Origin of the sequence: Micromonospora sp. BL4, from assembly GCF_003667505.1 — a bacterium.
Lineage (GTDB): Bacteria > Actinomycetota > Actinomycetes > Mycobacteriales > Micromonosporaceae > Micromonospora.
This window is the reverse complement of the sequence record NZ_RCVJ01000054.1, coordinates 74,874-86,912: the sequence shown is the minus strand read 5'-3', so window position 1 is coordinate 86,912 and position 12,039 is coordinate 74,874. Positions and strand designations below refer to the sequence as shown.

The window sequence follows — 12,039 nt, the reverse complement described above, 5'->3', positions numbered from 1 at the left end:
CCGGCCGGCCGGCCCGAAGCCGGATGTGAGACAGCTCCCTCGTCGCCGCGGGCTCCGCCGGTGACGCGTGGCCGGATGTGGTGCCCGGCTCAGCTGAGCGGTTGTCGAACCGAGCGGATCGAGACAGGGGGGTGCGCGATAGCGACAGATTATTGTTAATATCGCTCACGAAACTCCACGCTGGACTGCCGGCGCCGTACCCCGAGGAGTCGCGATGACCGAGCGGCAACCGTGATCCTCGCCGTTGCGCCGAACCCGGCGCTCGACGTGACCTACGGGCTGGGCGAGCTGAACCGGGGCCGGGTGCAGCGGGTGCGGACCGTCAGCGAACGCCCCGGTGGCAAGGCCGTCAACGTCGGCCGGGTGCTGCACGAGCTGGGGGAGCGGGTCCTCGTCACCGGCATGTGCGGCGGTCCCGGGGGCGTGGCACTGCAGGCCGCTCTCGACCGGGCCGGTGTGCCGTCCGACCTGCTCGACGTACTGCCGGACGTCCGGCGCACGCTGGTCGTCCAGGAGACCAGCGGAATGACGACATCGTTGTGGGAGCCCGGCTACGCGCCGGTGGACCCGCCCGCCGCCGCCGACGCCCTGACCCGGCACGTGAGCGAACTCCTGGCCGGTGCCGACGCGCTGGTCGTCTCCGGCAGCCTGCCGCCCGGCGTGGACCCGGGGCTGCCGGCCCGCCTGGTCGACGCCGCGGTGGCCGCTGGAGTGCCGGCCGTCGTGGACGTCAGCGGCCCGGCTCTGCGAGCGGCGGCCGACGCTGGCGGGGCGGTGCTGATGCCGAACGCGGATGAGCTGGCCGAGCTGATCGGTCACCGGCCCTCGACGCCAGCCGAGGCGGTGCGGGCGGCCTGCCGGCTGCTGCCTCCCGCCGGACGGGTCCCCGCCGTCGTGCTGACCCTGGGCACCGACGGGATGGCTGTCGTACGGCCGGATCGGGCCCTGCTGGCCGCGCCGCCGGAGCGGATCCAGGGGAACGCGACCGGCGCCGGGGACGCGGCCTGTGCGGCCGTCGCCCGGCATCTCGCGGCGGCCGGGTCGCTGGACGCCGTCGACTGGCGAGCCCTGCTCGTCGACGCGGTGGCGCTGTCGGCGGCGGCCGTGCTGCGACCGGTCGCCGGTGAGGTGGACGTCCGCGCGTACCGGCGCTGGCGTGATCAGGTGAGAGTGGAGGAAGCATGACTCTGGCTTCGATGGCGGAACTCGTCCTCCCGGCGTCGCGGGACCGCCGGGCCGTCGGGGCGTTCAACGTCATCCAGCTCGAGCATGCCGAGGGCATCGTGGCCGGCGCCGAACGCGCGGCACGCCCCGTTGTGCTGCAGCTGTCGGAGAACACGGCCCGCTACCACGGCAGCCTGGCGCCACTGGCGCTGGCCTGCCTCCGGATCGCGGCGGAAGCGTCCGTGCCGGTCTGCGTACACCTGGATCACGCCACCCGACGTGAGCTCGTCGAGCAGGCGGTCGAACTCGGCGTGCCCTCGGTGATGGTCGACGCGTCCGGGCACCCGTACGAGAAGAACGTCGCCGTGACCGCGGAGCTGACCGCCTGGTGCCATACGCGCGGGGTCTGGGTCGAGGCCGAACTCGGTGCGATCGGCGGCAAGGACGGCGCGCACAAGCCCGGGGTACGGACCGATCCGGACGACGCGGCCGCCTTCGTCGCCGCCACCGGCGTTGACGCGCTCGCGGTCGCGGTCGGCTCCTCGCACGCGATGCTGACCCGTGACGCGGTCCTCGACGACGACCTGATCGCCGCGATCGCGGCGAAGGTGCCGGTGCCGCTGGTCCTGCACGGCTCGTCCGGGGTCTCCGAGGCGGGCCTGCGGTCGGCAGTCGCGAGCGGCATGTCGAAGATCAACATCGCGACCCATCTCAACGCGGCCCTCACGGGTGCGGTCCGGCGCGCGCTCGCCGCCGACGAGGACCTGGTCGACCCGCGCAGGTATCTCGGTCCGGGCAGGGATGCGGTGGCCAACCAGGTCGCCCATCTGGTCACGCTGCTCGCCCCGTGACGGCGCGGGCGGGCCTCAGGCCAGCAGCACGTTGACCCCGGCGGCGCGCAGGTCGGCGACGACCTTCGCGTCCGCCCCGTCGTCGGTCACCAGGGTGTCCACCGCGTTGACGTCGCAGATCCGGGCGAAGGAGTGCCGGCCCAGCTTCTCCGAGCCGGCCACGACGACGACACGACGGGACCGCCGGACCATCGTCGCGTCGATGCCGGCTTCGCCCTCGTCGTGACAGGACGTGCCGCCGTCGGGGGAGAACGCGTCGACCCCGAGGATCAGCACGTCGAGCCACAGCTCGTTCAGGACCATCGTGGCCAGCGGCCCGGTCAGCTCGTACGACTGGGGCAGCGCCACACCGCCGAGAATGACGGTACGGACGTGGCGTCGTAGCACCATCTCCGTGGCGATGTTGAGCGCGTTCGTCACCACCGTCACGGCCGGCCGCTGAACGGCCTGGGCGAGGTCGACCCGCGCGGCGAGGCGTCGGGCGGTCGCGGACGTGGTGGTGCCACCGTTGAACGCGACCACGTCGCCCAGTTCGACGAGCTCGCAGGCGATCGCGGCGATGCGCTCCTTGGCGCCGTTGTCGCCCCGGTCCCGGTAGCGGACCGGCAGATCGTACGAGACGGACGTGGCCACGACGCCGCCGTGCGTCCGAGCCGCCAACTGTTGCTCCGCCAGGGTGGTGAAGTCCCGACGGACCGTCGCCTCGGAGACCTGCAGGGCGCTGGCCGCCTCGGTGACGGACAGCCGGCCGCGCGCGCCCAGGATGTCGAGCAGCGCCTGCAGTCGCTGGGGACGGTCGCGGCCGTCGCCCCGGTCGGTGGCGGCTTCGACCGTGCTCACTTGACGGCCCCCGCCGTGAGACCTGCCACCAGGCGCTTTTCCACCATCGCGAAGAGAATGATCACGGGCACGATGCCGACGATAGAGACTCCGAAGACGTATTGCCACGCCGAGTCGTACTGGCCGACGAATTTTGTGATGGCGACGGTCAGCGGCTGGTTCTCCGCCGTGGTCAGAATGACGAGGCTGGCCGCGAACTCGTTCCAACACGCGACGAACGTGAAGATGATCGCGGTGACGATGCCCGGCCAGACCACCGGCAGGGTTACCCGCCGCAGCGTCTGCAGTGTGCTGGCACCGTCGATCATTGCCGCCTCGTCTATCTCCTTGGGCACCCCGGCGAAAAAGCTGTGCATGATCCACACCGCGAAGCTGAGGTTGAACGCGCCGTTGACGAGGATCATAGCGAGCCAGGTGTCGTCGATGCCGATCGCGAGGAACTGCCGGAACAGTCCCGCCGCGAGGACGGTCGGCTGGAGCATCTGGGTCACCAACACCAGGAGAAGAAACGCGAGCCGTCCGGGGAAGCGGTGCTTCGCCGTGTAATAGGCGGCCGGCATGGCCACCACCAGGACCAGCAGTGTCCCGCAGGCCGAAATGACGATGGTGGAGACCAGGTTGTAGGCGAGTGGCGTTTCCGGGGTGGACCACATCGACGCGTAGTTCGACGGCACCCATTCGGTCGGCAGGTAGGTGGCCGGAATGCGCAGGATCTCCGAGTGCCGCTTGAACGAGCCGATCAGCATCACCAGGTACGGCGCCAGGAAGAACAACGCCACCACCGCGCCGGCCAGTGCCATCAACCACCGGCGGGAACCGTGACGCCGTCCGCCACGGCCCCGGATGCGACCGTTGCCTCCGTCGGCGCGCGTCGACCTGTTGGCGTGCGCCCGACCCGCAGATCTCGTTGTTGTCGTCGCCACGGTTCACTCGTCCCTCATCGGCCGGACAACCCGCAGGTAGATACCGATGACCGCGAGGACGATGACGAAGTTCACGACACTCAGTGCGCTCGCCGTCTCGATCTGGCGGTCCTGCTGGATGTATTTGAAGATCAACGTGGTGGTGGTGTCCGCGTCGTACCCGGGAATGCTGCCGGTCAGCGTGCGGAGGATGGGCAGCGAGTTGAAGACGTTGATGATGTTGATCAGCACGGCGACGGCGATCGCCGGCCGCAGGACCGGGAGGACGACGCTCCAGTACGTCCGCACCGATCCGGCGCCGTCCACCGCGGCGGCTTCCACCACCTCGCGCGGCACCATCTGCAGCCCGGCGAGGATCGTGTACGTGGTGAACGGCAGCGAGACGAACACCGCCACCGCCATGGCCACCAGGAATGCCGGCACCGGCTGTCGGGTGAAGCCGAACCCGGTATCCAGAATGCCGACGTCGACCAGGAACTGGTTCATGACGCCGTAATAGGGATCGAGGCCGTAGTAGAAGACAGTGGCCGTCATCACGACGCTGGCCGCCCACGGGACGATGACCGCGAGTCGAACCAGCCGGCGTCCGGGGAAGGCCTTGTCCAGGAATTGCGCGAGCGCCATGGAAACGAGCAGTGTCACCAGGACGACGCCGACCACCCAGATCGCGGTGTTGAGCAGCACCCTGCCCAACGCGGGGGAGTCGAACAACGTCGCGTAGTTGTCGAACCCGGCCGAGCCGCGGTCCACCCCGACCGGCGACACGTCCCGGGTCGAGGTCCAGAGCAGGTAGCCGGCCGGGAACAGGACGATGGTGACGATCAGCGTCAGCGCCGGCGACAGCCATGGAAGTGCCGCCACCAGGTCCCGGCGTGCCTGACGACGTGCCGAGATCGCGGGTGCCGGCACTTCCATGCGGTGGTTGGTCGTCATTCTGTTGACCGCGCGGGCTCTAGCCGTTGGCCTTGGCCTGGATCTCATCCAGCACCGCTCGGGGCGCCTTGCCCTGCCCGATCTGTCCCATCAGGCTCTGCATCGCGCCCTGGGTCGCCGCCCACTGCGGGTTCGTGCTGGGGTAGAACCGGGCGTTCGGCAGGACCTCGAGGAAGCTCGCGATCTCCGTCTTGCCCGCCAGCGCCGCCGCACCGGTTCTGGTGGTGGGCAGGAACCCCTCGGTGTCGACGAACTTCGTGTAGACCGGCGCGCTGAACACGTAGTCCAGGAAGGTCTTGAGCGCTTCCTTCTTGTCACCCTCGTTCTTGAACGCCATCAGGTGGTCGGCGACCCCGAGGGTCATCGGCTGACCGTCCTTTGTGGGAATCGGCGCGCTCGCGTACTTGAGGCTCGGGTTCTTCTCCGCGATCTGCCCGACGGTGGGCGGCAGCGCCACCACCATGCCGATCTTGCCCTGGATGAACACGTCCAGCATCGGGGTCCGGTCGGACGCGCCGGGGTCGGGCTGGGTGGCCTTGTCGTCGATCATCCGCTTCATGAACGTGACGGCTTCGAGGTTCGCGGGGGCGTTAACCGTGATGGTCGACCCGTTGGTCCACGATCCGCCGTTGCCGAAGGTCCAGATCGAGGTCTCCGCCTGGGCCTCCTCGCTGCCCAGCGGCATGCCGTAGCCGTAGACGCCGTCGCCGAGACCGGCCACCTTCTTCGCCGCGTCGTGCAACTGGTCCCAGGTCTTCGGCGGTGCGGTGACGCCGGCCCGCTCGAACAGCTCGGTGTTGTAGAACATCGTGCGGGCCGAGGCGATCAGTGGCAGGCCGTACATGGTGCCGTCGATCGAGGCGTTGTCCGCGAAGGACTGCTGGAAGTCCGCCACGGTGTTCGCCGAGACCACGTCGCCGGCGGGGTACAGCAGGTCGTCCGCCGCGAAGCCCGAGAAGGCGTCGATGTTGAGGATGTCGGGCGCCGCGTTCGACTGGATCTTCGTACGGACGACATCGTTGATGTTGTCCCAGGACTGGATCTCCAGCTCCACGTTGACGTCCGGGTGGGCCGCCTCGAAGTCGGCGATGATGCCCTCCCAGAGCGCCTTGGTGCCGTCGCTGTAGCTGGGCACCAGGAACGACAGCGTGCTGCCGTCCTCGCTCTGCCCGTCGCCGCCGCCGAAACCGCAACCTGTCAGCGTCAGGCCGGCAACCGCTACGGCTGCCCACGAACGCAAGAATCTCTTCATATCCGCCTCCACCGGCGCAGGAACATCGCCACAGTCGTGATCGGAATTCTGGCTAGCAGTGACCGTTCATGACTGGTTCTCATCAGAACCCGTCAGGATCAAGCTGTTGCTTGGGCAGTCTGCGTCGCCGCACTGAGCAACGTCAAGGCCTCTCGCGGTAACCGCTGCTCAGCCCGTGGATGGTCTCGCCCGGGGTTCGGTGCATGTTCCTGATCGGTTCTGCGACCTTCTTGACATATTCGATCAGAGCGCTCCATTCTGGAGACTCTCCAAACCCGCTCGCATGAACCCTGAGGACGAGGCACCGATGAGTGAAGGAACCTTCCTGGCGGCCGAGATCGCGACCCAGCCGGATGACTGGCTCCGCGTCCTGGACGTCCTGCCCTCCGTGGCGATGGACCTGCCGCAGCCTGGCGAGCGGGTCGCGGTGCTCGGATGTGGAACGTCGCTCTTCGTCGCCCAGGCGTACGCGGCTCTGCGCGAGAGCGCCGGCGAGGGCAGCACCGACGCGTGGCCGGCCAGTGAACACCACCTCGGGCGTGGCTATGACCGGGTGCTCTGCATCACCCGCTCGGGCACCACGACCGAGGTGCTCGACGTTCTCAAGCAGCACCGGGACGGAACGCCGACCACGGTCATCACCGCCGACGCGGCGTCCCCGGCCGTGAGCATGGCCCATCCGGTCGTGCTCGGTGACGTCGACGAGCGTTCGGTCGTGCAGACCCGTTTCGCGACGACCACGCTCGCGTTGCTGCGGGCGGCCCTCGGTCACGACCTGCGTCCGGTCGCCGAACAGGCACGGCAGGTTCTCGCGCGTGGTGTCGACGCGACGAGCCCGGCCGCGACGGCCGACCAGATCACCTTCCTCGGACGCGGCTGGACGGTCGGGCTCGCGCACGAGGCAGCGCTGAAGCTGCGCGAGACGACTCAACTGTGGACCGAGTCGTACCCCGCCATGGAGTACCGGCACGGTCCGCTCAGCATCTCCGCGCCCGGTCGGGTCGTCTGGGCGTTCGGGCAGGTCCCCGCCGGCCTGGCGGACCAGGTCCGGGCCACCGGCGCACATTTCGAGTGGTCCGAGGTGGATCCGCTCGCCGATCTGGTCCGCGTCCACCAGTTGTGCCTGCTGCGAGCCGGCGCCGCAGGGCTCGACCCGGACCGGCCGCGCCACCTGTCCCGGTCGGTCATCCTCGACGGCTGACCGCTCGACACCCGGGGCCCGGCTGGGCTCCGACCTCCCGGGCCCGGGTGGTCCGTGCTGACCGATCCCGTGCGCACCGGTCGGCACGGCTAAGCGAGCGTGCCAGGATCCCGCACCAACCGATCACCTTCGAGCAAAAGTTCTCCCTCCGGCCATTGCGCTCGCAAGTGGAGTGATCGATACTGCTTGAAATTTCGCGTGACAAGTCACATTCCCGCAGAGGAGCTGATCCACGTGAGTCCCAACGAAGCCATCCCGGGCGAGTCCACCGAGGCGGCCGGGTCCCACCCGTCGCGTCGTAACGTCCTGAAGGGCGTCGGCGCGCTGGGCGCCGCCGCCGGACTGGGCGGCGCCCTCCTTCCGGGCACGGCAGCCGGTGCGGCCCCCGCCGCCGAGCCAGCCCGGATCAAGGGCAAAGAGAAGTCGATGGTCAACGTTCCCTTCGAGGGCTTCGACGAGGTGCGCGTCGGCATCATCGGCCTTGGCAACCGAGGTGGAGACCAGGCCATGCGGTGGGCCGCCGTCTCCACCATCACCGCGGTCTGCGACATCCGGCCCGACCACGTCGCGGAGACCATCAGCCGGGTCATGGCGCAGGGCTTCCAGGACAAGGAGCCGGTCGGCTACTCCAACGGCGAGGAGGACTACGAGCGGCTCGTCCGCCGGGACGACATCGACCTGATCTACATCGCCACGCCGTGGGAGTGGCACCACCCGATGGCCAAGGCGGCCATGGAGCACGGCAAGCACGTCGCCATCGAGCTGCCGATCGCGCCGCACCTGGACGACATCTGGGACCTGGTCCGTACCTCCGAGCGCACCGGCAAGCACTGCATGCTGCTGGAGAACGTGAACTACTTCCGCCCCGAGATGCAGATGTTCAACTTGGCCAAGGCGGGGCTCTTCGGCGAGTTGCAGCACGCCTCCGGTGGCTACGTCCACGACCTGCGCTGGCCGTACACCTTCGGGGGCGCGTACTACCCGGAGCACTGGCGGCGGCGCTGGCAGACCCGGATGAACGCCGCCCACTACCCGATGCACGGGCTCGGGCCGGTCTCGGCCTGCCTGGACATCAACCGCGGCGACCGCTTCGACGAACTCGTCGCGGTCGCCTCACGGCCCAAGGCGCTCGCCCTGTTCCGCGAGGAGGACCCGCGGGTCGGCCCGGACCACCCGTCCTGGGACGACGATCCCTACATCTCCGGGGACCGCAAGCAGGTCTTCATCAAGACCGTCAACGACCGGTTCATCCGGGTCGAGCACGACGTCAACTCGCCCCACCCGTACAGCCGGGAGACCACGCTCACCGGGACCCGGGGCTCCCTGGAACTGGACAACGCCCGGATCTACCTGGAGTCGCTCGGTCACACGAACCACGCGTGGCGGACCGGCAGCGCCTTCAGCACGATCATGAACCAGCACGACCACTGGATCTGGCCGGCCCTGCAGAATCTGGCCAGCCAGTACGGTGGGCACGGCGGTGGCGACTTCATCTCCATCTTCCGTCTGGTCCAGTTGATGCGCCTGGGCATGACCCCGGACATCGACGTCTACGACTCGGCGGCGTGGTGCTCGGTGATCCCGCTCAGCCACGAGTCGCTGAAGGGCAAGGGGTTCAAGTCGGTCAAGGTGCCCGACTTCACCCGCGGCCACTGGCAGCAGGCACGCCCCACGTTCGACCGGCCGCGGCCGGAGGACCCGTGGCTGGACGGCGACGGCCGCCCGCGCCGGTAGGCACGGGCACGGGCTGAGCTGACGCTCCCGGGGTCGGGCACGAACGATCGTGTCCGTGCGCGACCCCGGCGCCCGGGTCGTCCTCCCCGTCGTGACCGGCCGCGTCCGTGGCAGGGGCTGACCGCGGGGTGCGGTCGTCCGGTCAGACGAGCCGACCGTCGTGGGCGAGCAGGGCGATCTGGGTACGGTTGTCGAGGTCCAGCTTGGTCAGGATGTGCGAGACGTGGGCCTTCACGGTGGTCACGCTCATCAGCAACCCGGTGGCGATCTCCGCGTTCGAGCGTCCCTGCGCGATGGCCAGCACGACGTCGCGTTCGCGGGGCGTGAGCAGGGCCAGCCGGTTGCTCGCGTACTCGTAGGACTCGGCGCCGGACGCCACCCGCTGCATGAGACGGCGCGTGACCTCCGGCGACAGCATCGGGTTGCCGGCGGCGACGGCACGGACGGCCTGACTGATCCGCTCCGGCGGGGTGTCCTTGAGCAGGAAGCCGCTGGCGCCGGCCCGCAGGGCCCGCACCACGTGCTCGTCGGTGTCGAACGTGGTGAGCACGATGACCTCGGGTGGCCGGGGGCGGCGGCGCAGCCGTTCGGTGGCGATGATGCCGTTGACCCCCGGCATCCGGATGTCCATCAGCACCACGTCGGGCATGTGCCGGTCCACCGCCGTGATCGCCGCACCCCCGTCGGCCGCCTCGCCCACCACCACGATTCCGTCGGCGCCGTCGAGCATCATCGTCAGCATTCCCCGTACCAGCGGGTCGTCGTCGACGATCACGACCCGAACCGGACCCGTCACGTCGGCCACGGCAGCCACGCGGTGAGGTGGAACCGACCCGAGGCGTCGATGTGGTGGGCGACGCGACCGCCGGTGAGGGCGGCCCGTTCGGCGAGGCCGATCAGGCCGGTGCCGGCGCTACCGGTGGCGCCGCTGTCAGCTGTGGTCGGGTTGCTCACCGCGATGCTCAGGCCGGAACCGGGCGCGCCGCCGAGGGCGAGCCGGACCGGCTGCCCGGCGGCGTGCTTGCGAGCGTTGGTCAGCGCCTCCTGCGCGATCCGGTACGCGGTGCGACCGACCGCCGTGGGGACCTCGACCGGCGGTCCGAGCGGGTCGTCGACCTCGATGTGCTGCCCGGCCGCCCGGGCCTCCTCGACCAGGCGCGGCAGGTCGGCGAGGGTCTGTCCCGGTGGCGCGTCCGCCGGCGCCTCGGCGTCGTCGTTGCGCAGCAGCGTGATGACCTCGCGCAGCTCGTCGAGGGCGTGGTGCGCGCTGGCGCGGATCACCCCGGCCGCGGCGCTGAGGCGTTCGGGCGGGGCGTCCGGCCGGTACTCCATCGCGCCGGCGGCCGCCGCGAGCAGCGACAGCCGGTGGGCCAGCACGTCGTGCATCTCCCGCGCGATCCGCGTGCGCTCCGCGGCCCGGGCCTCGACGACCCGGCGTTCCTGTTCCTGCTCCGCCCGCCGGGCCCGGTCGCGCAGCGCCGCCAGCAGAGCGTGCCGGGCCTGCGCCCAGGTGCCCCAGCCCAGCAGCGCCGCGTACGCGGCCGTCATCAACACGAGCCGCCACCCGTACGGCAGGCTGGGCATCGGCCGCCAGACCGCCTGCACCGCCTCGCCGACGACGCCGACCACCGCCACCGTCGCGGCCTGCCGGAAGGGGCGGTTACGGGCGGTGTACAGCACCGCGAAGCTCGCCACCGGGGTGGCCACCGGCGACAGCGCCACCAGCACGCCCGCCAGTACGCCCACGACCTCCGGGCGGCGGCCGACCACCGGGACGAGGGCGAGGGCGGCCACCGCCAGCGCGACATCGGCGCGGATCAGGGCGGTCGACCCGGAACGGGTGGCCGACCACAGCGTGATCGCGACGAGCACGGCCATCGCCACCGTCGCCACTCCCGCCGGGACGGAACGCCACGCCCGCGGCGGGCCGACTTCGCACGTCGCCGCATCCACCAGCGCAGGTTACTGGGCTCGCGCAGGGCCGGACCACCTCCTTTGGTAGTACGCGGCGCTGCCGTCGGATGTACCCGGCGCGGCCTCGGGACCGACGTGCCCGACCCGTGCCGGTCCACAGACTCGTGGCATGACGAACAACCTTCTCCTGCGCCGAGCCACGGTGGTGGCCGGCGCGATCCTGGTGGCGGCGGCGGAATTCACGATCCTGCACTCGGTGGCCGGCGTCGACCTGGCGGCCGGCTCCGGAAACTCGACCCGCCAGATCACCGTGGCCGCGGTCGTGGTGGCCGCCGTGGTCGCGGCACTGGCCGGCTGGGCGCTGCTCGCGGTGCTGGAACGCCTGACCGCGCGGGCCGGCACCTGGTGGACCGCGATCGCCGTCGCGGTGCTGCTGCTGTCGCTGCTGGCCGGACCGCCGAGCGGCGTGGGCGCGGGCGCCAAGGCGACTCTCGCGCTGCTGCACCTGAGCGTCGGCGTCGTCCTCATCCTCGGTCTGCGCCGGGCGCGTCCGGAAGGGCTGAACCGATGACGACCCTGACCGTACGCAAGCACGACGGCGCCTTCGTCCTGGACTCCGCTGCCGGGCCGCGCGCCTGGCTGCGTACCGGCTGGACCTGGCGGTGCGCCGAGATCCGCACCGGCACCGGCCTCTGGACGGTCGGGCCGACCGACCGCCGGCGTATCGCGGTCACCGCCCGCGCCGAGCACGGCGTGGCGGTGCGGCTGGACCCGCGCGGGTCGCACGTGCCGGGGCCTGGCGGGATGGTGCGCTGGGCCCCCGGTCACCGCTGCGGTGAGCTGGTCCGCGACGAGCACCGGCTCGCGGTGCGCCTTACCGGCCGGCCGGGCGGGGCGATCCGGGTCGACGTCACCGGCGAATGGGCCGAGGTGGAGCTGGTGGCGCTCACCGCCTGCTTCGCGCTGATGAGCAGGCGGCGGCAACGCACGCTGATCATGATGGCCGTCATCGGCGGCGCCGGTGGCGCGCCCACGGGTTGACCCGAGCTGACGCCGGGGTGGGGCGTCGACGTCGACGTCGAGCAGGGCGTTCCGCCTCAGCGCCGAGGTGATCAGGAAGAGGTGGCTGATCGCCTGCGGGTAGCGATGCTCTCGATCCAGACACGTAGATCTAGCTGTTTGTCGATGGCTGGACTAACGTGCGGCCTGAGCAGATCAAGGAGGCTT

General features: G+C 70.5%; 12 protein-coding genes. 6 read left to right on the top strand and 6 right to left on the bottom strand.

Annotated elements, in window-relative coordinates:
- Positions 1-231: 231 nt before the first annotated feature.
- Together EAD89_RS03330 and EAD89_RS03325 are read left to right on the top strand one after the other, a co-directional pair.
- A complete protein-coding gene (locus EAD89_RS03330; RefSeq protein ID WP_199733398.1) occupies positions 232-1,185 on the top strand; it encodes a 1-phosphofructokinase family hexose kinase in 954 nt (317 codons plus the stop codon).
- On the top strand, positions 1,182-2,015 hold the full coding sequence (locus EAD89_RS03325; RefSeq protein ID WP_121674654.1) for a class II fructose-bisphosphate aldolase: 834 nt from the start codon (positions 1,182-1,184) through the stop codon (positions 2,013-2,015). The genes EAD89_RS03330 and EAD89_RS03325 overlap by 4 nt, the downstream gene beginning before the upstream one ends.
- Positions 2,016-2,030: 15 nt before the next feature.
- Here EAD89_RS03325 and EAD89_RS03320 read toward each other — a convergent pair whose 3' ends face one another.
- From EAD89_RS03320 to EAD89_RS03305, 4 genes are all read right to left on the bottom strand, one after another.
- On the bottom strand, positions 2,031-2,798 hold the full coding sequence (locus EAD89_RS03320) for a DeoR/GlpR family DNA-binding transcription regulator (protein ID WP_199723532.1): 768 nt from the start codon (positions 2,796-2,798) through the stop codon (positions 2,031-2,033).
- A 53-nt stretch (positions 2,799-2,851) separates the two neighbouring features.
- A complete protein-coding gene (locus tag EAD89_RS03315) occupies positions 2,852-3,655 on the bottom strand; it encodes a carbohydrate ABC transporter permease (protein WP_121674653.1) in 804 nt (267 codons plus the stop codon).
- Positions 3,656-3,781: 126 nt separating this feature from the next.
- The gene (locus EAD89_RS03310) at positions 3,782-4,711 is read right to left on the bottom strand and encodes a carbohydrate ABC transporter permease (RefSeq protein ID WP_199733397.1); all 930 of its coding nucleotides are present in this window, start codon (positions 4,709-4,711) and stop codon (positions 3,782-3,784) included.
- Positions 4,712-4,730: 19 nt separating this feature from the next.
- On the bottom strand, positions 4,731-5,963 hold the full coding sequence (locus tag EAD89_RS03305; protein WP_121674652.1) for an extracellular solute-binding protein: 1,233 nt from the start codon (positions 5,961-5,963) through the stop codon (positions 4,731-4,733).
- Between the two features lie 307 nt (positions 5,964-6,270).
- Between EAD89_RS03305 and EAD89_RS03300 the strand changes: the two genes are divergently transcribed.
- Positions 6,271-7,164: an SIS domain-containing protein gene (locus EAD89_RS03300; RefSeq protein WP_121674651.1), complete on the top strand. Its 894-nt coding sequence runs from the start codon at positions 6,271-6,273 to the stop codon at positions 7,162-7,164.
- 234 nt (positions 7,165-7,398) lie between these two features.
- Entirely contained in the window at positions 7,399-8,898 is a 1,500-nt protein-coding gene (locus EAD89_RS03295) for a Gfo/Idh/MocA family protein (protein WP_199733396.1), read from the top strand.
- Positions 8,899-9,040: 142 nt separating this feature from the next.
- Here EAD89_RS03295 and EAD89_RS03290 read toward each other — a convergent pair whose 3' ends face one another.
- Together EAD89_RS03290 and EAD89_RS03285 are read right to left on the bottom strand one after the other, a co-directional pair.
- Positions 9,041-9,703, bottom strand: a complete 663-nt coding sequence (locus EAD89_RS03290) for a response regulator transcription factor (RefSeq protein WP_121656305.1) — start codon at positions 9,701-9,703, stop codon at positions 9,041-9,043.
- Positions 9,691-10,851: a sensor histidine kinase gene (locus EAD89_RS03285; protein WP_233578135.1), complete on the bottom strand. Its 1,161-nt coding sequence runs from the start codon at positions 10,849-10,851 to the stop codon at positions 9,691-9,693. The genes EAD89_RS03290 and EAD89_RS03285 overlap by 13 nt, the downstream gene beginning before the upstream one ends.
- A gap of 130 nt (positions 10,852-10,981) precedes the next feature.
- Between EAD89_RS03285 and EAD89_RS03280 the strand changes: the two genes are divergently transcribed.
- Together EAD89_RS03280 and EAD89_RS03275 are read left to right on the top strand one after the other, a co-directional pair.
- Positions 10,982-11,383, top strand: coding sequence for a DUF6069 family protein (locus EAD89_RS03280; RefSeq protein WP_121674649.1), 402 nt, complete (start codon positions 10,982-10,984; stop codon positions 11,381-11,383).
- Positions 11,380-11,853: a hypothetical protein gene (locus EAD89_RS03275; protein ID WP_121674648.1), complete on the top strand. Its 474-nt coding sequence runs from the start codon at positions 11,380-11,382 to the stop codon at positions 11,851-11,853. The genes EAD89_RS03280 and EAD89_RS03275 overlap by 4 nt, the downstream gene beginning before the upstream one ends.
- Positions 11,854-12,039: the final 186 nt, after the last annotated feature.

Coding starts and splice junctions, on each gene's coding strand:
- EAD89_RS03325 (WP_121674654.1), top strand. CDS start 1,182: ATGACTCTGGCTTCGATGGCGGAACTCGTCCTCCCGGCGTCGCGGGAC.
- EAD89_RS03315 (WP_121674653.1), bottom strand. CDS start 3,655: ATGGCACTGGCCGGCGCGGTGGTGGCGTTGTTCTTCCTGGCGCCGTAC.
- EAD89_RS03310 (WP_199733397.1), bottom strand. CDS start 4,711: ATGACGACCAACCACCGCATGGAAGTGCCGGCACCCGCGATCTCGGCA.
- EAD89_RS03305 (WP_121674652.1), bottom strand. CDS start 5,963: ATGAAGAGATTCTTGCGTTCGTGGGCAGCCGTAGCGGTTGCCGGCCTG.
- EAD89_RS03300 (WP_121674651.1), top strand. CDS start 6,271: ATGAGTGAAGGAACCTTCCTGGCGGCCGAGATCGCGACCCAGCCGGAT.
- EAD89_RS03280 (WP_121674649.1), top strand. CDS start 10,982: ATGACGAACAACCTTCTCCTGCGCCGAGCCACGGTGGTGGCCGGCGCG.
- EAD89_RS03275 (WP_121674648.1), top strand. CDS start 11,380: ATGACGACCCTGACCGTACGCAAGCACGACGGCGCCTTCGTCCTGGAC.